At 74.2% G+C, this 18,618-nt stretch carries 20 protein-coding genes and 1 pseudogene; 16 read left to right on the forward strand and 5 right to left on the reverse strand.

What is annotated here, in order from left to right; genetic code table 11:
- Positions 1 to 68 precede the first annotated feature (68 nt).
- Positions 69 to 887 carry a DeoR/GlpR family DNA-binding transcription regulator gene (locus G9H71_RS12350; protein WP_166282238.1) on the reverse strand — a complete coding sequence of 273 codons (819 nt, stop codon included), beginning with the start codon at positions 885 to 887 and terminating at the stop codon, positions 69 to 71.
- Positions 888 to 1,075: 188 nt separating this feature from the next.
- Positions 1,076 to 1,324, reverse strand: a complete 249-nt coding sequence (locus G9H71_RS12355; protein ID WP_166282240.1) for a DUF2530 domain-containing protein — start codon at positions 1,322 to 1,324, stop codon at positions 1,076 to 1,078.
- Positions 1,325 to 1,409: 85 nt separating this feature from the next.
- Between G9H71_RS12355 and G9H71_RS12360 the strand changes: the two genes are divergently transcribed.
- On the forward strand, positions 1,410 to 2,894 hold the full coding sequence (locus tag G9H71_RS12360; protein WP_166282242.1) for an NCS2 family permease: 1,485 nt from the start codon (positions 1,410 to 1,412) through the stop codon (positions 2,892 to 2,894).
- Between the two features lie 59 nt (positions 2,895 to 2,953).
- On the opposite strand, the gene G9H71_RS12365 is transcribed toward G9H71_RS12360, so the two are convergent.
- Positions 2,954 to 4,582, reverse strand: coding sequence for a methyl-accepting chemotaxis protein (locus G9H71_RS12365; protein ID WP_166282244.1), 1,629 nt, complete (start codon positions 4,580 to 4,582; stop codon positions 2,954 to 2,956).
- A gap of 163 nt (positions 4,583 to 4,745) precedes the next feature.
- On the opposite strand from G9H71_RS12365, the gene G9H71_RS12370 reads away from it, so the two are divergent.
- The 5 genes from G9H71_RS12370 (at position 4,746) to thpR (ending at position 8,621) form a co-directional block, all read left to right on the forward strand.
- The gene (locus G9H71_RS12370) at positions 4,746 to 5,495 is read left to right on the forward strand and encodes a GNAT family N-acetyltransferase (protein ID WP_166282246.1); all 750 of its coding nucleotides are present in this window, start codon (positions 4,746 to 4,748) and stop codon (positions 5,493 to 5,495) included.
- Between the two features lie 25 nt (positions 5,496 to 5,520).
- The gene (locus G9H71_RS12375; protein ID WP_166282248.1) at positions 5,521 to 5,952 is read left to right on the forward strand and encodes a MarR family transcriptional regulator; all 432 of its coding nucleotides are present in this window, start codon (positions 5,521 to 5,523) and stop codon (positions 5,950 to 5,952) included.
- A gap of 2 nt (positions 5,953 to 5,954) precedes the next feature.
- A complete protein-coding gene (locus G9H71_RS12380; RefSeq protein ID WP_166282250.1) occupies positions 5,955 to 7,217 on the forward strand; it encodes an MFS transporter in 1,263 nt (420 codons plus the stop codon).
- A gap of 67 nt (positions 7,218 to 7,284) precedes the next feature.
- Positions 7,285 to 8,055, forward strand: a complete 771-nt coding sequence (locus tag G9H71_RS12385; RefSeq protein WP_166282252.1) for a maleylpyruvate isomerase family mycothiol-dependent enzyme — start codon at positions 7,285 to 7,287, stop codon at positions 8,053 to 8,055.
- An 11-nt stretch (positions 8,056 to 8,066) separates the two neighbouring features.
- Positions 8,067 to 8,621, forward strand: a complete 555-nt coding sequence (gene thpR, locus G9H71_RS12390) for an RNA 2',3'-cyclic phosphodiesterase (protein ID WP_166282254.1) — start codon at positions 8,067 to 8,069, stop codon at positions 8,619 to 8,621.
- Positions 8,622 to 8,727: 106 nt separating this feature from the next.
- On the opposite strand, the gene G9H71_RS12395 is transcribed toward thpR, so the two are convergent.
- Positions 8,728 to 9,453 carry a pyridoxamine 5'-phosphate oxidase family protein gene (locus G9H71_RS12395; RefSeq protein WP_166282256.1) on the reverse strand — a complete coding sequence of 242 codons (726 nt, stop codon included), beginning with the start codon at positions 9,451 to 9,453 and terminating at the stop codon, positions 8,728 to 8,730.
- Between the two features lie 236 nt (positions 9,454 to 9,689).
- On the opposite strand from G9H71_RS12395, the gene G9H71_RS12400 reads away from it, so the two are divergent.
- Positions 9,690 to 10,874, forward strand: coding sequence for a putative manganese transporter (locus tag G9H71_RS12400; RefSeq protein ID WP_166282258.1), 1,185 nt, complete (start codon positions 9,690 to 9,692; stop codon positions 10,872 to 10,874).
- Between the two features lie 130 nt (positions 10,875 to 11,004).
- On the opposite strand, the gene G9H71_RS12405 is transcribed toward G9H71_RS12400, so the two are convergent.
- Positions 11,005 to 11,685 carry a hypothetical protein gene (locus tag G9H71_RS12405; protein WP_166282260.1) on the reverse strand — a complete coding sequence of 227 codons (681 nt, stop codon included), beginning with the start codon at positions 11,683 to 11,685 and terminating at the stop codon, positions 11,005 to 11,007.
- Between the two features lie 8 nt (positions 11,686 to 11,693).
- On the opposite strand from G9H71_RS12405, the pseudogene G9H71_RS12410 reads away from it, so the two are divergent.
- From G9H71_RS12410 to G9H71_RS12450, 9 genes and pseudogenes are all read left to right on the forward strand, one after another.
- Positions 11,694 to 12,086 (forward strand): annotated as a pseudogene (locus G9H71_RS12410) (GyrI-like domain-containing protein); the annotation flags it as partial.
- 246 nt (positions 12,087 to 12,332) lie between these two features.
- Positions 12,333 to 12,737: a hypothetical protein gene (locus G9H71_RS12415; protein ID WP_166282264.1), complete on the forward strand. Its 405-nt coding sequence runs from the start codon at positions 12,333 to 12,335 to the stop codon at positions 12,735 to 12,737.
- A 208-nt stretch (positions 12,738 to 12,945) separates the two neighbouring features.
- Complete coding sequence (locus tag G9H71_RS12420) at positions 12,946 to 13,122, forward strand: hypothetical protein (RefSeq protein ID WP_166282266.1); 177 nt, start codon at positions 12,946 to 12,948, stop codon at positions 13,120 to 13,122.
- A gap of 106 nt (positions 13,123 to 13,228) precedes the next feature.
- The gene (locus G9H71_RS12425) at positions 13,229 to 14,395 is read left to right on the forward strand and encodes a class I SAM-dependent methyltransferase (RefSeq protein ID WP_166282268.1); all 1,167 of its coding nucleotides are present in this window, start codon (positions 13,229 to 13,231) and stop codon (positions 14,393 to 14,395) included.
- A gap of 9 nt (positions 14,396 to 14,404) precedes the next feature.
- Positions 14,405 to 15,370 (forward strand): hypothetical protein, encoded by a 966-nt coding sequence (locus tag G9H71_RS12430; protein ID WP_166282270.1) that lies wholly within the window; start codon positions 14,405 to 14,407, stop codon positions 15,368 to 15,370.
- 138 nt (positions 15,371 to 15,508) lie between these two features.
- On the forward strand, positions 15,509 to 16,159 hold the full coding sequence (locus G9H71_RS12435) for a YbhB/YbcL family Raf kinase inhibitor-like protein (protein WP_166282271.1): 651 nt from the start codon (positions 15,509 to 15,511) through the stop codon (positions 16,157 to 16,159).
- A 40-nt stretch (positions 16,160 to 16,199) separates the two neighbouring features.
- On the forward strand, positions 16,200 to 16,370 hold the full coding sequence (locus G9H71_RS12440) for a hypothetical protein (protein ID WP_166282273.1): 171 nt from the start codon (positions 16,200 to 16,202) through the stop codon (positions 16,368 to 16,370).
- 21 nt (positions 16,371 to 16,391) lie between these two features.
- Positions 16,392 to 17,693 (forward strand): erythromycin esterase family protein, encoded by a 1,302-nt coding sequence (locus G9H71_RS12445; protein WP_231134717.1) that lies wholly within the window; start codon positions 16,392 to 16,394, stop codon positions 17,691 to 17,693.
- Between the two features lie 9 nt (positions 17,694 to 17,702).
- The gene (locus G9H71_RS12450; protein ID WP_166282275.1) at positions 17,703 to 18,599 is read left to right on the forward strand and encodes a PfkB family carbohydrate kinase; all 897 of its coding nucleotides are present in this window, start codon (positions 17,703 to 17,705) and stop codon (positions 18,597 to 18,599) included.
- Positions 18,600 to 18,618: the final 19 nt, after the last annotated feature.

Raw genomic sequence — 18,618 nt, forward strand, 5'->3', positions numbered from 1 at the left:
CTGCGCGTCGTCGGCCTCGTCGAAGTAGATGATCTCCCGCCCGTCGGCCAGCTGGGCATGGGTCTTCTTCACGACGCTCCTCTGGCGGGGCTGCTGGACGTGCTCTCGCCCGTGGACGGGTCGATGAGCAGGAGCTCGCCGACGTTGTCGGAGAGCACGGTGCGGGCGTGGCGCGGCAGGCCCACGTCGGACACGACCGTGCTGGCGTCCGCGAGCCGGGCGAAGCGGCTCAGCCCGACGGTGCCCCACTTGGTCGAGTCCGCCACGACGACCAGCCGGCGGGCCGACTCGACCATGGCGCGGTTCGTCTCGGCCTCCTGCAGGTTGGGCGTCGTGTAGCCGGCGTGCTCGTCCATGCCGTGTACCCCGAGAAACACGATGTCCACGTGGAGCGAGTGCAGAGCCGAGATCGCGACCGCGCCGACGAGGGCGTCGGAGGGGGTGCGTACGCCGCCGGTGAGGATCACGGTCCGGTCCGGGCGCTCGCTCTGGCGCAGCACGTCGGCGACGGGCACCGAGTTGGTGACGACGGTCAGGCCGGGCACGTGGGAGAGGTGCCGGGCCAGCGCCCACGTCGTCGTGCCGGCGCTGATCGCGACCGCGGACCCGGGCTCGACGAGCTTGGCGGCGGCGCGCGCGATCGCCTCCTTCTCCGGCTGCTGGAGGCCGGACTTGGCGGCGAAGCCGGGCTCGTCGGTGGCCCGGCCGCCGGGGCGCGTGGCGCCGCCGTGGACCTTGTCCACCAGGCCGCGGCGCGCGAGCACCTCGAGGTCGCGGCGGATGGTCATGTCCGAGACGCCGAGGATCCGGACGAGGTCGCTGACGCGGACCCCGCCCGTCGCCTCGAGCTGCTCGAGGATGAGCGCCTGACGCTGGGGGGCGAGCACGCGGCTCAGTCCCTCGCCTGCGTGCCGGCGCGGGGGCGGGGCGTGTCCATGACCCGAAGCGTGCCGTAGCCCCGCCCGTCGAGTCAACAGGATCGAACATCTCAGATGTGTAACCCGGGCGGATTCGCGCGCTCAGGGGCTCGACGGGATGCGCAGTTCTGTTGACCTGCGTTCGGGAGAGCTCCCGGTCAGCCCGGCCGCTCGCCGCTGCGGCGCAGCGCCGCCCGGCGCCGGCGGCAGAACCAGATGCCGAACAGCCCCAGCCCGACCCCGGCCAGGCAGGTCCAGAGCCACCACCCGCTACCGTGCTCGTCCAGCCGGCCCTTGAGCGGCAGCAGGACGAGGAAGGCCACGGCCCACACCCCGGTGAGAGCGGTGACCACGCCCACGCCGTCGACGTCGAGCGGCTCGAGGTCGGGCCGGCGCGCGTCGTTCACGCGTCCAGCCTAGGGCGCCGTGACACCCTGCGGGCCATCCGCCACCGTCGTCGGCCCACCGACCCCTCGCGCAGGAGGACTCTGCATGGCCAGCACCACCACGGCCCCCGGCGGAACGGGCGCCCCGGACCGGCTCGACGCGCTCGACCGCTACTTCTCGATCACCGCGCGCGGGTCGACGTGGCAGCGCGAGGTGCGCGGCGGGCTCGCGACGTTCTTCACCATGGCCTACATCGTCGTGCTGAACCCGCTCATCCTCGGCACGGTCGCCGACGTGGACGGCGGGTTCCTCGGCGGGGCGACCGACCCGAGCGGGGCCATCCCGCTCGTCGCGGCCGCCACGGCGTTCGTCGCAGGCATCGCCACGCTGCTCATGGGCGTCATCGGCCGCTACCCCTTCGCGCTGGCGACCGGGCTCGGGCTCAACGCCTTCGTCGCCTTCTCGATCGCCTCCGACATGACGTGGGCGGACGCGATGGGGCTGGTGGTGATCGAGGGCCTCGTCATCACCGTGCTCGTCCTGACCGGCTTCCGCACCGCCGTCTTCCACGCGATCCCGGCCCAGTTGAAAACTGCGATCGGCGTGGGCATCGGCCTCTTCATCGCGCTGATCGGCTTCGTCGACGCCGGGTTCATCCGCGGCCAGGCGTCCAGCCCGCCGCTGCAGCTCGGGATCGGGGGCAACCTGCAGGGCTGGCCGACCGCGGTCTTCGTGGTCGGCCTGCTGCTGACCTTCGTCCTGGTCGCCCGTCGGGTGAAGGGCGCGATCCTGCTCGGCATTGTCGCCACGACCGTGCTCGCGATCGTCGTCGAGGCGATCGGCGGCCTCGGCGCCCGCGGTGACGACAACCCCACGGGCTGGAGCCTCGTCGAGCCGAAGCTCCCGAGCGACATCGTGTCGACGCCGGACCTCGGCCTGCTCGGCGACTTCAACCTGCTGGGCTCGTTCGACCGCATCGGCGTGGTGGCCGCGGTCCTGCTCGTCTTCACGCTGATGCTCGCGGACTTCTTCGACACCATGGGCACCGTCGTCGGCGTCGGCGCCGAGGGCGACCTGCTCGACGAGAAGGGCGACCTTCCCGGGCTCGAGCGCGTCCTGCTGGTCGACAGCATCGCGGCGGTCGGCGGCGGCGCGGCCTCCACGTCCTCGGCCACCACCTACGTGGAGTCGGCGGCCGGCGTGGGGGAGGGGGCGCGTACGGGCCTGGCCTCCGTCGTCACCGGAGTGCTCTTCCTGCTGGCGATGTTCTTCACGCCGCTGGTGCAGGTCGTGCCGTTCGAGGCGGCCACGCCCGCGCTCGTCGTCGTCGGGTTCCTGATGCTCACGCAGATCAAGGCGATCGACTTCAGCGACTACAGCATCGGCATCCCGGCGTTCCTGACCATCAGCGTCATGCCGTTCACCTACTCGATCTCCAACGGCATCGGCGCGGGCTTCGTCTCGTACGCCGTGATCAAGCTGGTCTCCGGACGCGCCCGCGACGTCCACCCGCTGCTCTGGCTCGTGTCCGCGCTCTTCGTCGTGTATTTCGCGATCGTGCCGCTCGAGGAGCTGCTCGGCGTGCGGTGAGCGCGAAGGGGCACCTCAGCCACGTCGATGCGTGTGCTGCGGTGCCCCTTCTGTCTGCCTCAGAGCCGGAACTCGGCCACCTGCCGGCGCAGGTCGTGCGAGAGCTGCGACAGCTGCTCCGTGGCCTGCTGGGCCTCGGTGACCGCCTCGGCGGTCGACTGCGCCGCCTCGGCGACGCCGGAGATGTTCTCCGCGATGGCCGTCGAGCTGGTGGCGGCCTCGGCCACGTTGCGGTTCATCTCGCTCGTGGTCGCGGTCTGCTCCTCGACCGCCGAGGCGATGGTCACCTGGAAGTCGTTGATGCGCGCGACGACCGCGGCGATCTCGCCGATGGCCTCGACGGCCCCCGCCGTGCCCGACTGGATCGCGTCGACCCGCCGGGCGATGTCCTCGGTGGCCTGGGCGGTCTCGGACGCGAGCTCCTTGACCTCGTTCGCGACGACCGCGAAGCCCTTGCCGGCCTCGCCGGCGCGAGCGGCCTCGATGGTGGCGTTGAGGGCGAGCAGCTTGGTCTGCTCGGCGATCGAGGTGATGACCTTGACGACGTCGCCGATCTGGCGGGAGGACTCGCCGAGGGTGGTGATCGTCTGGTTGGTGGACTCCGCGACGTCGACGGCCTGCGCGGCGACGCGGGCGGCCTCGTTGGCGTTGTGCGAGATCTCGCGGATGGAGGCGCCCATCTGCTCCGAGCCCGCCGCCACGGTCTGCACGTTGGAGGACACCTGGCCGGCGGCCTCGGACACGACGCCGGCCTGCACCGACGCCTCCTCGGCGCCGGCGGCGATCTGGGTTGACGCCGCCGAGAGCTGCTCGGCGGAGGCCGAGACGCTGACGGCGGAGGAGTCGATCGTGCCGACCAGCTCGCGCAGCTTGAGGACGGCGGCGTCGAGCGCCCGGCCCATGCGGCCGACCTCGTCGCCGGAGGCCACGTCCGCGCTGCGGGTGAGGTCGCCCTCCTCCAGCCCCTCGCAGACGCGCTGCACGCGGCCGAGGCTGCGCACGATGCCGCGGGCGACGAGCAGGCCCAGGCCGAGGGCCAGCGCGAGCCCGAGCGTCAGCGCGAGCAGGATCCAGGTGCGGTTGCCGATGTACTCCGCGCGGGCCTCGTCCGCCATCTCCCTGGCGGTCGCCTGCTCCTTGCTGACGATGGCCTCGAGGGAGGCCATCATGTCGTCGATGACGGGCTGCGCCTCCTGGCTGCGCACCTGGACCCACTGGTCCAGCGCGTCCTGCCGGGCCAGCGGGAGCAGCTTCTCCTCGCGGATCTTCGCGTACGAGTCGAACAGCGTGATGAACTCCTGCAGCGCCTGCTGCCGGACGGGGCCGAGCCCGCTGGCGGCGTAGGTCTCGAGCGTCTTGCGCATCTCCGCGTCGGTCTGCGCGAGCTTGTCCTGCTGGGCCTGCTCGGCGGCCTCGTCGCTCGCGAGCATGTGGTTGGCCACGTCCAGGCGCGCCTGCACGGTGAGGCGGCGCAGCTTGGCCGCCTGGTCCAGCCCGACGAAGTTGTCCGCGTACATCTTCTCGGTGTTCGACGCCGTGACCGCCAGCGCCCGGATGCCGAGCGTGCCGACCAGGCCCGCCACGACCGCCGCCACGGCGATCGCGGCCACGATCTTGGTCCGGACCGAGAGGTCGCTCAACCGGTGCAAGGCGGCGCGTCGGCCGGGGCCGGCTGCCAGGGTGCTCATGCTTCTGCCTCGTCTCATCGGGCCGCGAGGTCGCGGCGTGGTTCTGCGTGGAGTAGGTCGTCTAGAAGGGCGTCGGCAGCCGGGCCGCCCTCCTTGACTCCTCCGATCAAGCACCACCTGCGGCGCGGTTCGACAACGGCGTCGCGTGCGGAAGAATGGGTGCGTGCGGCAACTGCTCACCGTCGATGACGTGCGTGCCGCCTCCGGCGGCGACCTGCTCGCGTTGTGGGCGGCGCGGCGCCTGGGCCGCGGCGGCCGGGCGTGGGCGGACGGCGAGCTCGTGCTCGTCGCGTCCCCCGCGGCCTCGCGCCGGGACCGGCTCGTGGTCGTGGGGCCGCTGGACACCCCGCGCGGCGCCGCGCGGGCCGCCCGCGCGGTCCGGGCCGCGCTCGCCGAGGTCGGGGCGGCGTACAAGCCCCTGCTCGACCGCTCCGCCGCGCTCGCCGTGCGCGAGCACCTGCCGGCCGGGACCGGGTGCGCCTGCTTCGGCTGGATGGACACGGACGTGCCGCCCCCGGCTCCCGACGGCGCGCCCGTCGTCGACGTGGACGACGAGGCCGAGGTGGCGGCGCTGCTCGACGAGGCGGCTCCGGAGTCGTACGCCCGGCCGGGCGACCCGGACGTGCACCGCTGGCTGGGGGTACGCGAGGGGGGCGCGCTGCTGGGAGTGGCCGCCGAGGCGTGGAACGCGCCGGAGGTCGGCTTCCTCGCCGGGGTGGCGACGCGTCCGGCCGCCCGCGGGCGGGGCGTCGCCCGGGCGGTGTGCGCCGTGGGGCTCGCGCGCCTCGTCCGCCGGCACGGGGCGGCAGCGCTGATGGTCGACGACGACAACGCGGCCGCGCTGGCGATCTACGCCCGGCTGGGCCTGCGCCTGCGGCCCGTGGCCGGGCTCTCCGTGCCGAGCGTGCCCTGAGGTCGTTTGCTATGCTAACGATCCGATGCCAGACAACGAGACCGCCGCGCTCTCCAGCGGCCTGCGCATGTCCGTCATGCGGCTCGCTCGGCGGTTGCGCAACCAGCGCAGCGCAGAGCTCGGCCTCCCGCTGGCCCAGCTGACCGCCCTCGCCACGCTCGACCGCAACGGCCCGATGAGCCCGGGGGAGCTCGCCGACTGCGAGCACGTCTCCGCGCCCACGATGACGCGGGTGCTCGCCGCGCTCACCGACGCCGGCCTCGTCGCGCGCGAGGCGCACCCCAGCGACGGCCGGCAGCAGATCGTCTCGGTGACGCCGCAGGCGCACGAGCTGCTCGAGGCCGACCGGCGCCGCCGCGACGCGTGGCTGGCGACCCGGCTGTCCGAGCTCACCGACGAGGAGCGGGCCGCGCTCGCCGCCGCCGCCCCCGTGCTCGCGCGGCTCGCGGAGGGCTGAGCGTGTTCCGGGCGCTGCGCATACACAACTACCGGCTCTTCTTTCTCGGCTCCGTCGTCTCCAACACCGGCACCTGGATGCAGCGCATCGCCCAGGACTGGCTGGTGCTGCAGCTGACCGGCAGCGGCACCGCGCTCGGCGTGACGACCGCACTGCAGTTCCTGCCTGTGCTGCTCTTCGGCCTCTACGCCGGGGTCGTCGCGGACCGCTTCCCCAAGCGCGCGCTGCTTCTCGTCACCCAGGCCGTCATGGGTACGACGGCGCTCGTGCTCGGTGTGCTCGAGGTCAGCGGCGCGGCGCGGGTCGAGCACGTCTATGCCCTCGCGCTCGTGCTCGGCCTCGCGACCGCGTTCGACAACCCGGCCCGGCAGTCCTTCGTCGTGGAGATGGTCGGCAAGGAGGACCTGCCCAACGCGGTCGGGCTCAACGCGACCGCGTTCAACCTCGGCCGCGTCGTCGGCCCGGGCATCGCCGGGCTGCTCATCACCGCGTTCGACGACCGGACCGGGCCGGTCTTCCTGCTGAACGCCGCTTCCTTCGTCGGCATCCTCGGCGCGCTCGTGCTCATGCGGCCTGAGGAGCTCAAGACCGCGCCCCGGGTGGCACGCGGGCGGGGCGCTCTGCGCGAGGGGCTGCGCTACGTCAGGAGCCGCCGCGACCTCTGCACCATACTTCTGGTGACCTTCTGCTTCGGCACCTTCGGCATGAACTTCCAGGTGACGATGGCGCTGATGGCGCAGCAGACCTTCGGCAAGGCTGCAGACGGCTTCGGCCTTCTCGGCACGGTCATGGCGGTCGGCTCGCTCACCGGCGCGCTGCTCGCCGCCCGCCGGGAGCGCCCCCGGCTGCGCATCTTCCTCGGCGCGGCCATCGCGTTCGGCGTGCTCGAGATCGCCGCCGGGCTGATGCCGACGTACGCCCTCTTCGCGGTCGCGCTCGTGCCGGTCGGCATCGCCTCCATCACCGCGCTCAACAGCGCGAACGCGCTGCTGCAGCTGCGGGCCGACCCCGCGCTGCGCGGACGCGTCATGGCGCTGCACGTCTTCGTGGTCTTCGGCACCGCGCCGCTCATCTCCCCGCTCGTCGGCTGGGTGGGCGAGCACGTGGGGCCGCGCTGGAGCATCAGCGGGGGCGGGGTGCTCTCGCTGGTGGGCGCGCTGGCCGGGGCGGCGTACCTGCTGCGGGCGCAGCGCGCGGGGCTGCCTCTCGGCGCACCGCCGGCGGCCGAGCGGCCGGTGCCGGTGGCTGCGGCGCAGTCGGGCTGATCGCCTGCCGTTGTTCGTCTCTCGTTTCCCCTGCCGTCAACCCGGCCGGGCGTGGCAGGCTCGGCCCATGGAACGCCCCTCCTCCGCGCGCTATCTGGAGTCCTTGCGCCAGGACGCGGCCCGGATTATCGAGCTGGCGCCCTCCGGCTGGGACCACCCGGTGACCGGCTGCCCCGGCTGGGACGTGCGCGAGACGGTGCGGCACCTCGGCGAGGTCTACCGGCACAAGGCGGCGTCCATCCGCCTCGGGCGCCGGGCCGCGGACAGCGAGTACGTCGCGGCACCGGGCCCGGGCGAGGACCTGGCCGCGTGGTACTCCCGGTCGCTGCTGGAGCTGCTGTCGGTGCTGCTCGCCGCGCCGCCGACGGCTCCGGTGTGGTCGTGGTGGCCGCAGGAGCGGACGCTCGGCTTCTGGCACCGCCGCATGGCGCAGGAGACCCTCGTCCACCGCGTCGACCTCGAGCAGGCGCTCGGGGCCGCGAGCCAGATCCCGGCCGACCTCGCGCTCGACGGCGTCGACGAGGTGCTCGCCGTGTTCCTGCCGGCGTTCCTGACCGAGGCGGGCGACGTGCCCGGCCTGCTGCCCGGCACTCGCGCGCGCGTCGACGTCCGCCCGGCCAACGACGGTGCAGCCGCGTGGCGGGTCGAGCTCGAAGGCACCCGCGTGGTCGTCAACCGGGTCGCCCCCGACGCCCCCGCGGACGCTTCCGTCACCGGCAGCCCGGGCGCCGTCCTGCTCTGGCTGTGGGGACGGCTGGGGCCGCGGTCGCTGTCGATCTCCGGCGACCGCGCCCAGGTGGACGCGCTGCGCGCCGCCCTCGTCGCGGCGACGCAGTAGCCGGCCGGCCAGTGCGGCTCTTCGTCGCGCTCCCGCTCCCCGCCGACGCGCTCACGCAGCTCGACACCGCGCTCGGTCCCGTGCGGCAGGCGCATCCGCAGCCCCGCTGGGTGCCGTCCGAGCGCTGGCACCTCACGCTCGCCTTCCTCGGCGATATCGAGGAGCGCCGGTTGCCCGAGCTGTCCGAGCGGCTCGCGCGCGCCGCCGCCCGCAGCGGCCCGCTCGAGCTCGCGCTCTCCGGCGGGGGCCGCTTCGGCACCGGCGTCGTCTGGGTCGGATTCGCCGGCGACCTCGCCCCGCTCACCCGGTTGGCCGAGGGGGTCGCCGCGGCCGCGCGGCGTACCGGCATCGACGTCGAGGACCGTCGCTTCACGCCGCACCTCACCGTGGCGCGGGGGCGCGTCGTGGACGGGCGGCCCGCGGACCTGCGCCCAGCCGCGGCGGCGCTGGCGGCGTACTCCGGGTCGTCGTTCCGGGCCGACCGGATCGCGCTCGTGCGCAGCGTGCTCGGCCCGCAGCCCGTCTACACCGAGCTGGCGGGATGGGCCCTCGCGGCTGCGGGCTAGCCTTGACGGTCGTGGGCTCCCGCACCCGCGGCCTCCTCGTGCCGCTGACCCTCGTGCTGCTCGTGATCCTCGTGGCGGTCGGCGCGCTGCTCTGACCCCTGTCGTCTCAGACGCGCGCGGCTGCGGGTGCGTGAGACACGACGCCGGCCTGGGCGGAGACCCCGGCCTGGGCGGCGAGCCCGGTCTGCGTGGCCCGCTCGGCCTTGGCGCCGAAGAAGTCCCCGCCCTTGCGGTGGTGGTCGTCGGTGCCCCAGTGCTGCTGTCGCGGCAGCCTCGTGAGCAGCGGGATGTGCTTGGCGCAGTGGATGTAGGCCTCCTCGACGTCGACCACGACCCACAGCCGGGCGACGCGGCCGGGGTGGTCCGGCTCGGGCAACCGAGTTGCCGCGCGCAGCGCCTCGTCCGGCACGACCTGGGCGGTGCCGTTCACGTGCAGCCCGATCACGTCGCGGAAGAAGTCGATGAGCACCAGGCCGACGTGCGGGTTCTCCTGGAGGTTGCCGAGCGAGGCCATGACGCCGTTGCCGCGGTACTCCGGGTACGCGAGCACGCGCGGGCCGAGCACGCGCACGAAGCCGGGCGGCCCGGCGCGGAAGCTGCAGTCGCACTCGCCGTGCCGGTCCGCGGTCCCGACGAAGAGCATCTCCTGCCGCTCGACGAACGCGCACATCGCCGGGTTGAGGTGGTCGAGCACCTGCTCGCGGTAGAACCGCTCCGCCCGCTCGGTCGAGCCCTCCGCCCGCTGCAGGGCGTGCTCGCCGGCCGAGCCGGGCCTGCCTCCGTCCGCTCCGTCCGTGCCGGCTGTGCTGGGTGTGCTGTTCGGGCCGTTCACGACGTCCTCCGCTGACGGGCGCGGAGCCGCCGGGACCGGTGGGTCATCGATCGAGGGCCGGTCGCTCCTGCGTCACTTCTAGAGAGGCTCTGGGGGCATGGATCCGTACAGATCGTCCGGCGGCCCGCGAGACCCGGGAACGACCTGGAGCGCGGATACGCCGTGGGACGTGCAGCGGGACACGGGGGAGACGCACGTGAGACGCGGTTGTGACGGCGGCGGAGCATCCCGCAGGCATGCAGACACTGCTGCATGACGTGGTCCTCCTGCCGCTCGCCGACGCCTTCCTCGAGGTCGGCGTCTTCGTCGCGGTGCTCGTCGTCGCGTTCGGCGTCGCCCAGTGGCGCTACGGAGACCGCGTCACCGGCTTCCTCCAGCGCCACCGACGCATCGCGCCGGTGGTCGGGGCGCTGCTCGGCGTCATCCCGGGCTGCGGCGCGGAGATCATCCTCGCGACGCTGTACGCCCGGCGCAGCGTCAGCTTCGGCACGGTCGTGGCCGCGCTCGTGGCCACCACCGGCGACGCGGCCTGGGTGCTGCTGGCTGGCGCCCCGACGTTCACCCTCAAGCTGCACCTGCTGACGTTCGCACTCGGACTGGCCACGGGGTACGCGGTGGACGCCGCCGGCTTCGCGCCGCGCACCCCCGGAGCGGCCCGCTCGGGCGAGCCCGTGACGATGGCGCCGGAGCCGGCGTACGCGGGGGCGGGTGGCGGCGGGTCACGCCAGCCGGCGCTGGGGACAGCGTTCTCGGGGGCGGTGTCGGACGCCGTGTCGGGGGCGGTGTCGCGCGCGCTTCCTGACGCCTCCGGGGCGATGGCGCTGCGGGGCGTCGGGGCCGTACCGGGGACGTTCTGGCTGCTGGCGACGGCGGGCTTCGCGCTCAGCGTCCCGGTGTCGTTCCGCCTCGTGGACACGAGCACGTTGAGCATCGACCCGTACCTCGTCCTCGGTGTCGCCGGCGCCCTGCTCGCGATCGCCGTCTTCGTCGCCAGCCGGCTGGGGCTCTCCGACGATTCAGTCGAGTCGGCGTCCGAGCAGTCCCTCTCGGGCGTGCTGCGGCACGGCGCGCAGGAGTCCTCGTTCATCGTCGTGTGGGTCGCGGCGGCCTACATCGCGTGGGAGGCGCTGCACGCGTTCACCGGCTTCGACGGGTCGCAGCTGCCGCTCTTCGGCGTGGCCGGCGTGCTGTGCGGCGCGCTGATCGGCTTCGTCCCCGGGTGCGCGGTGCAGATCGTGCTGGCCGGGCTGTTCCTGGCCGGCGGAGTGCCGGTGCCGACGCTCGTCGCCAACGCGGTGAGCCAGGACGGCGACGCGCTGCTGCCGCTGCTCGCGACGGATCGCAAGGCCGCGATGTGGGCGACGACGATCACGACCGTGCCGGCTCTGCTTGCGGGGTTCGGGGTGCTGTTGTTGCTGTAGGCCGGCTTGCCGGGCTTCGGCGGCTACCTCGGCTTCGGCGGTGAGTAGTGGGCTGTCGGTGGCGTGGTCGTCGCACGCCGTTCTCGGCCGGGCCCGGCGGCGTCCGGCAGGCGCGCGAGCGCAGGCCGCGTCAGTCCTCCTGCAGGTAGGCCTCGATCCGAGGCGCGAGGTCGGCGCCGATGATGTCCAGAGACCGGTGCGCCGTGCGGACGGCATTGAAGGCCGCAAGCTCCGGGTCCTGGTTCGTCGCCTGGTACAGCGCGTCCATGGCTCGCCCCCGCTGCTGAATCCTGCGGTCGGCCGCGCTCGGGTCGTCCCCGCCGGTTCGCATCCATAGAGCGGACTCGTTCGCCAGCGCCTGCCGCACCTGTAGCTCGAGCTGGCCGCGCACCGCTGGAGGACGGGCCGCTGACAGCCGGGGCAGGGCCGCCTTCACGGGAGGGCGGCTCGCAAGTCCCGCCCGGGTGACGGACTCCTGCACGGCGAACGCCGCCACCTTGCGCTGCAGCGCCGGAGGCGCGTCGCGAAGCTGCGCCGCGATCCGGTACGCGCGGGCCTGGTCATCCTCCCACTCCAGCGTCGGGGCGCTCGAGCCCGGAGCGGGAAGCTCGGCCAGCAGCGGCGCCACGAGGTGGTAGCTCGTCATCGCCTTCACGTCCCGGCCCGTGAGCCGGGCGCCCGTGATGCGTTCGGCGAGCGCGAGCCCGCCCGAGATGCCGAGGAGCCCGTCGGCGGGCAGGCGTAGTCCGCGCAGGAACGGCGCGAGCGCGGCGTTGGGAGGAGCCGTCAGCTCGACGGTCTCGTCGAACATGTGAGCTCGTCGCCTCCGTACCGCTGGAGGAGCACCAGCGGCTGAAGGCGATGAGCGAGACCGAGCCGGCCGGTCTGCTCGCCGTCAGTGACGACCTCGACCCCGACCGCGCGGAGGGCAGCGAGCTGACCTACCTGCACGGAGTCGCGCTGCACCTCGACACGCCCGTCCCCAGCGGGCTGGACGAGATCGAGGTGCCGGCCGGGGCGTGGGCTGTCTTCCGCAGCGCCGGACCCCACCCGGGGGCCCTGCAGCAGACATGGGCCGCCACCGCGACGGAATGGTTCCCCTCCAACACGTGGCGCCTGCGGCCGGGGCCAGAGATCGTCGCAGTGCTCGATCGCAGCGACGACTTCAGTAGCGCCACGACGGACTTGTGGCTGCCGGTGGAGCCGGCCTGACTCATCGGCAGCGGACGCCACCGCGGCGACGGCGTCGGCCGAGGTGCACGACAGGCACTCGACGCCAGGTGATGGGCGTCCTCGGACATCATGACGCCCCGCCCGCACCGCCCTCACCTGGCGCGGACACGCATGCCGTTGACGACTCACCGATCGCCGGCCAGCGCTGACGACCCCCAGCGGACGTATCACCAACGACCGTGGCCGCTCTGCCAACGCGTCCCCCCAACGTCCGGAGAGTCCGCCATGCCTGCCCCTGCCCGCTCGCCCCGCCTCCGCCTGCTCGCCACCACGGTCATGGGCGCTCTCGCCCTGACCGCATGTGGCGGCTCCGCCGACGAGGACGTCGTCGCCCTCGTGCAGAAGGCCGCCGCCGGCCACTCCGGCGCCTGGACCGACGACCAGCTGCGCGCCGCCGCCGGCGACGACGCCAACGTCGTCCGGACCCAGCCCACCGACGGCGGTGGCGTGATCCTCGTCGAGCTCGGCCGGTCCGGCGGCACGAAGAAGACCAAGACCACCAGCTCGGGCAAGAAGAAGACGACGCGGTCGGACTACGAGGTCGACTGCGTCGAGGTGACGATCGACGGCACCTCGGTCGGCGGCCGGGAGTACACCAGCGAGAGCTCCTCCGGCCGCCCCAACTGCTGACGGCGCGACGGCCGGGACGCGCTCGACCGCGCATGACCGGGGCGCCTCAGCCACCGGCGTACGCCCTGGCTAAGGCAGTCCGGCCCCGCGCCTAAGGCCTCGCGACAACGGAGTGTGGTCGGACGACCGATCCGCCGGGCCATGCCTCAGCACGAGCCTGGATGTGCTGCCGAGGAGAGCAGCACGGATCGCTCGAGGAGGCACCACCATGTTGCAGCTGCAGGAGCTGGCCCGGATCCACGTCGACGAGCTGCGCCGCGAGGCCGACGACTACCGCGCGCTGGCGGCCGCCCGGCGCAGCCGCGGAGCCGGCTGGCGGGCTCCGACGGGGCGGCCGCGGGCCCGGCTGCTCGACCGGTGGCGTACGCCCGCCCGCTGGGCCTGACCGCGCACGCTCCGGGGCAGGCCCACGGCCCGGCCCTCCGCCGTCCCGCGCATGACGCAGGATGGAAGGAGGCCGCCGTGCGCAGCGGGGGCCGGGAGGAGACGACGTGCCCGAGGCGCTCGAGACCGCGCTGGCCACCGTGCGTGCGGCGCTGCTCGACGAGGACGGGCTGCGCCGCGCGGTCGCGTCCGGCCGTCGGCGGAGCGCGGAGCCGCAGTGGCGGCGGGTGGAGCTGCGCCCGGTCCAGCTCAAGGCCGGCCGCAAGCTCCAGGTCGTCCGCTACGACGAGCGGCAGGCCTTCACCGCCAACGCGGGCTACGGCGACGACGCGGCGGCGGCCGTGGACGAGCTGCTGGCCGAGCCGTTCGGCAACTGGCACGTCGAGACCGCGGACCGCACCGTGCAGCTGCGCGTCACCAAGAAGGGCGAGGCGCAGGTCCACACGACGCGCGCGGCCGTCGCGCCGCCGCAGGTCCAGGGCAACGACCGGGCCGTGCCGCACCTGCTCGACCCCGGCGACCCGCTCTTCGCCGCGCTGAAGGCCGGCGCGGCGAAGCGGCGGCAGGTCGACGCCTTCCTGCGCGCCTTCACCGCGGTCGAGCCCGACCTGCCCGCCGAGGTCCGCGTCGTCGACCTCGGCTGCGGCAACGCCTACCTCACCTTCGCCGCCTACCGCTGGCTCAGCGAGCGGCGGTCCGCCGAGCTGGTCGGCGTGGACACGAAGGCCCAGTCGCGCGAGCACGGGACCAAGGTCGCCGCCGAGCTGGGCTGGGCGGACCGCGTGCGCTTCGTCGAGGGCACGATCGCCGACGCGCCCGTCGACGGCGCCGACGTCGTGCTCGCCCTGCACGCCTGCGACACCGCCACCGACGAGGCCCTGGCGCGCGCCGTGCGCTGGCAGGCGAAGGCCGTGCTCGTCGCGCCCTGCTGCCACCACGACGTGCAGCGCCAGCTCAAGGCGCAGCCGGCGCCGGAGCCGTACGCCCTGCTGACCCGGCACGGGATCCTGCGCGAGCGCTTCGGCGACGTCCTCACCGACGCGATCCGCGCCGCGCTGCTGCGGCTGCTCGGCTACCGCGTCGACGTGGTGGAGTTCGTCGACGCCGAGCAGACCCCGCGCAACGTGCTGCTCCGCGCCGTCCGCACCGGTACGCCGCCGCGGCCCGAGCTGGTCGAGGAGTACCTCACGCTCGTCCGGGACTGGGGCATCGAGCCGGCCCTCGCACGGATGCTCGAGCCCGAGCTTGCACAGGTTTTCGGCGCCCGGACCTAGGCTGCCCCGGTGCTCGTCCCCGCGCTGACCGCCGCCGGCCTGGCGCTGGCCTCTGTCGCCAGTGATCCGGTGCAGGCATTCACGATCAGTGATTCACGGATCGCCGAATCCAGCGGCCTGGCGCTCAGCCCGACGCACAAGAGCGTCATGTGGACGCACAACGACAGCGGCGACTCCTCGCGGGTCTTCGCGCTCGGGGCCGAAGGGCAGACGCTCGGCGTCTGGCGGCTCGACGTCGTGCCCGCGCGCGACTGGGAGACGATGGCCGCCACGAAGGACTCCCGCGGCCGCGGCGTGCTCTGGGTCGGGGACATCGGCGACAACGGCGCGGCCCGGACCAACGGCATCCTCGTCCACCGCGCGATCGAGCCCGCCGACCCGGACGGGGGCGGGACGCTGCGGGCCACGTCCTACCGGCTGAGGTACGCCGACGGACCGCACGACGCCGAGGCCATGTTCTTCGGCGCCGACGGGCGGCTGCGGATCGTGACGAAGGCGCTCTTCGGCGGCTCGGTCTTCGTCGCGCCCGAGCGGCTCGACCCCGACGCGCCCAACGTCCTCGAGCGCGAGGGCGACGCGCCGGGCATCGTCACCGACGCGACTGCCCTGCCCGGCGGGCGCTATGCGGTCCGCGACTACAGCGACGCCTACGTCTACGACGCCGACGGCGAGCTGCAGGCCCGCGTCGCGCTGCCCTCGCAGCCGCAAGGGGAGTCCCTCACGTCCTCGCTCGACGGGACCGTGCTCTACGCGGGGTCCGAGGGCGAGGGGCAGCCGGTGTGGCGGGTGCCGCTGCCGGAGTCGGTGCGCCCCGAGCCCGCCGGCTCGGCCGCACCACGCCCCTCCGCGGACGCCGCCGCGGCGAGCGCGGCCGGGACGGACGAGCGGAGCCCGAGATGGCCGTACCTCGCGATCGGCCTCGGGGTCGCGGGGCTGCTCGTGCTCGGCGTGGGCCGGGCCCTGCGCCGCCGCTGAGCCTCACCGGCGCGCCGGCGAACCCGGGGCGAATCGGACAGGGCCAGCAGGTGACGACGCGTCCTGAGCGGGGATAGGGGTCGGCAGCCAGCGGCGCCTCCCCGGCGCCCTCCGCCTCCACAGCAGCAGGGGGATGCGATGCCCGAGCCCGGCAGCCACGCGTACGACGTCCAGCGCGCCCGTCTCCGCGACGAGATCGACAACTCCGGGAACCCGGACGCCAACGCCACCGACGCGGCCAACCGTGAGCTGCGCGGGGACAGCCCCGTGCCCTCGCCGCACGCCGAGACCGAGCGCGCGGGTGGCCCGCTCGGCCAGCGCGACGGGGGCGGCGGCGACCCGGGCAACGTCATCGGGCTGCGCAGCGAGGCTTTCTCGGACGGCTCGTTCATCCCCGGCGAGTACGCCAAGGACGGCGGCAACCAACAGCCTGTCCTGGAGTGGGACGACGTGCCCGACGGGACGACGGAGCTGGCCCTGCTCTGCGTCGACCCCGACGCGCCGGTCGGCACCTGGCTGCACTGGCTGGTGACCGGGATCGACCCGTCCACCCGCCGGGTCGAGCCGGGGGCCGACGTCGGCATCGAGCACGGCAACGGCTACGGCGAGCAGGGCTGGGGCGGGCCGCAGCCGCCTGTCGGCGACGAGCCGCACCGCTACGTCTTCCGGCTGTACGCCCTGGCCGAGCCGTTCGCGGCGCCGGACCCGAGCGACGCCGACGCCGTCCGGTCCTGGCTCGACGACCACTCCACCGCGACCGGCACGCTCACCGGCCGCTACCAGCGCTGACCTACCCGCACGTACTCGAGCACGGACAGGAGGAGCCGACATGGCCAAGGGAACCGACGCCGACGCTGCCCGCAAGCTGGCCCGCGAGGCCAAGGAGCAGGGCATGAGCGCCAGCGAGGCCGGGGTCTCGACCGGGGCGTCGAAGCAGATCGACCACAAGACGCACTCGGAGCGGCAGCAGGACCACCAGGAGTCGCAGGGCAAGAGCTGACCGCACGGCGGGAGCGGCCGCATGAGGCAGTACCTCGACGACATGCGCGCCCTTGCCCGGCCGCTGGAGTCCCCGCTCGACCTGGGTCCACTGCTGGATCGGATCGGTGAAGCACGGTTCGTGCTTATCGGGGAGGCGACCCACGGCACGTCGGAGTACTACCGCTGGCGGGCCGACCTCACCCAGCGCTTGATCGCCGAACACGGCTTCGCTGGTGTCGCGGTCGAGGGCGACTGGCCGGACTGCTTCCGGGTCTCGTGCAGCGTCACGGGCGCGTCGACCGAGACGCCGCGGGAGGCGTTGCACGCGTTCGACCGGTGGCCCACCTGGATGTGGGCCAACGAGGAGGTGGTCGACTTCTGCAGTTGGCTTCGGTCGTTCAACGACGTGCTCCCGCGCGAGCGCCGCGTCGGCTTCTACGGCATCGACGTCTACAGCCTGTGGGACTCCTTGCGCGGCGTCCTCGGCTATATGCGCGAGCAGCGGCCGGACGACGTGGCCGCGGCGGTCGAGGCGATCCGCTGCTTCGAGCCGTACGCCGAGGACCCCCAGCGCTACGCGCGGGCGACGCGGCTGGTGCCGGAGAGCTGCGAGGACGAGGTCGTCGCCCTGCTCGGCGAGCTGCGGTCCACGACGGACGGCGCGCCCGACGAGTTCGTGGCGCGGCAGAACGCCGAGGTCGCCGCGGGCGCCGAGCGCTACTACCGGGCGATGGTCCGCGGCGGCCCGACGTCGTGGAACGTGCGCGACACGCACATGGCCGACACCCTCGACCGGCTCGCCGGGCACCTCGGCGCCGGCGGCGTACCCGCCAAGCTCGTGGTCTGGGAGCACAACACCCACATCGGGGACGCCCGCGCCACGGACATGGCCGACCGCGGCATGGTCAACGTCGGGCAGCTCATGCGTGAGCGGCACGCGGCAGCGGACGTCGTGCTCGTGGGCTTCGGCAGCTACGCCGGGACCGTGGTCGCCGGCGACGCGTGGGGCGAGCCGATGCAGGTGATGCCGATGCCACCGGCCCGACCGGGATCGTTGGAGGCGCTGCTGCACGAGGCGCTGGAGCGGCCCGGCCTGCCGTCGACGGGGCTGTTCTCCTTCCCGCCCGCCCACGAGCAGCCGGAGTGGCTGCGCGACCGGCTCGACCACCGCGCGGTCGGCGTCGTCTACCGGCCCGAGCTCGACGGGTGGGGCAACTACGTGCCGACCGTGCTCGGCGACCGCTACGACGCGTTCGTCTGGATCGACGAGACATCGGCGCTCCACCCGCTGCACCTCGCGCCTGCCGCGGGGGAGATGGAGGCGTACCCGTCCGGAGTCTGAGGAGGCCGTGTGCCGCAGTGTGAGGTCGTCGTCGTGGGGGAGGTCGGGCGCGACCTCGTGCTGCAGGCCGCCCGCCTGCCGGACGCCGGCGGCAGCGAGCCGGTGCTCTCACGTCGGGAGCGCCTCGGGGGCAAGGGCGCCAACCAGGCGGTCGCCATGGCCCAGCTCGGGGCGCGGGTCGCCCTGCTCGGCGTCGTCGGCGACGACCAGGCCGGGGCCGACGTCCTCGGCCAGGCCCGCCATGACGGCATAGACGTGACGCACGTGCTGAGGCGCGCCGGCACGTCGACCGCGCTGCTCGTGGACGTCGTGGCGGGTGGGGAGCGTCGCCTGCTCGAGGACGTTCCGGCCGGGACGCTGCTGACCGAGGCCGACGTGGCGGGGGCCGAGGGGCTGCTGCGGCCGGCGGCGTATGTCGCGGTGCAGCTGCAGCAGCCGGCGGACGCCGCGCTCGCGGCCGCTCGGCTCGCGGCGTCCGCGGGGGCGCGGGTCGTGCTCGACGGGGCGCCGCAGGACCCGGCGGCAGCGGAGGCGCTGCTGGCCACGGCGTACGCCGTCCGGGCCGACGCGAAGGAGGCCGAGCTGCTCGTCGGCAACGAGCTGGCGACGATCGACGACGTGGCCGCCGCCGCGCGGGACGTGGTCGGCCGCGGCCCGGCGCTGTGCGCGTTCGGCGGGCCGGGCGGGGCGAACGTGGTCGCCTGGCCCGGCGGCCGGGTGGTGCTCGAGCCGGCGGACGACCCGGTCGACACGACGGGCGGGGGCGACTCCTTCGTCGCCGGGCTCACGGTGGCCCTGCTACGCGGCCGTGGGGCTGAGCAGGCCGCGCGCGCGGCGGCCGGGGCCACCGCGTCGACGGTGAAGCGGCTGGGCGGGCGGCCGGGCCTGTCCTCATTGGGGGAGTAGCCACCCGCCCAGGCCGCCC

Origin of the sequence: Motilibacter deserti, from assembly GCF_011250635.1 — a bacterium.
Lineage (GTDB): Bacteria > Actinomycetota > Actinomycetes > Motilibacterales > Motilibacteraceae > Motilibacter_A > Motilibacter_A deserti.

Excerpts from the sequence above, each read along its gene's own strand:
- G9H71_RS12420 (WP_166282266.1), top strand. The coding sequence starts at position 12,946 with ATGTTGCAGCTGCAGGAGCTGGCCCGGATCCACGTCGACGAGCTGCGC.
- G9H71_RS12360 (WP_166282242.1), top strand. The coding sequence starts at position 1,410 with ATGGCCAGCACCACCACGGCCCCCGGCGGAACGGGCGCCCCGGACCGG.
- G9H71_RS12435 (WP_166282271.1), top strand. The coding sequence starts at position 15,509 with ATGCCCGAGCCCGGCAGCCACGCGTACGACGTCCAGCGCGCCCGTCTC.
- G9H71_RS12375 (WP_166282248.1), top strand. The coding sequence starts at position 5,521 with ATGCCAGACAACGAGACCGCCGCGCTCTCCAGCGGCCTGCGCATGTCC.
- G9H71_RS12405 (WP_166282260.1), bottom strand. The coding sequence starts at position 11,685 with ATGTTCGACGAGACCGTCGAGCTGACGGCTCCTCCCAACGCCGCGCTC.
- G9H71_RS12400 (WP_166282258.1), top strand. The coding sequence starts at position 9,690 with ATGCAGACACTGCTGCATGACGTGGTCCTCCTGCCGCTCGCCGACGCC.
- G9H71_RS12365 (WP_166282244.1), bottom strand. The coding sequence starts at position 4,582 with ATGAGCACCCTGGCAGCCGGCCCCGGCCGACGCGCCGCCTTGCACCGG.
- G9H71_RS12415 (WP_166282264.1), top strand. The coding sequence starts at position 12,333 with ATGCCTGCCCCTGCCCGCTCGCCCCGCCTCCGCCTGCTCGCCACCACG.
- G9H71_RS12440 (WP_166282273.1), top strand. The coding sequence starts at position 16,200 with ATGGCCAAGGGAACCGACGCCGACGCTGCCCGCAAGCTGGCCCGCGAG.
- G9H71_RS12445 (WP_231134717.1), top strand. The coding sequence starts at position 16,392 with ATGAGGCAGTACCTCGACGACATGCGCGCCCTTGCCCGGCCGCTGGAG.
- G9H71_RS12385 (WP_166282252.1), top strand. The coding sequence starts at position 7,285 with ATGGAACGCCCCTCCTCCGCGCGCTATCTGGAGTCCTTGCGCCAGGAC.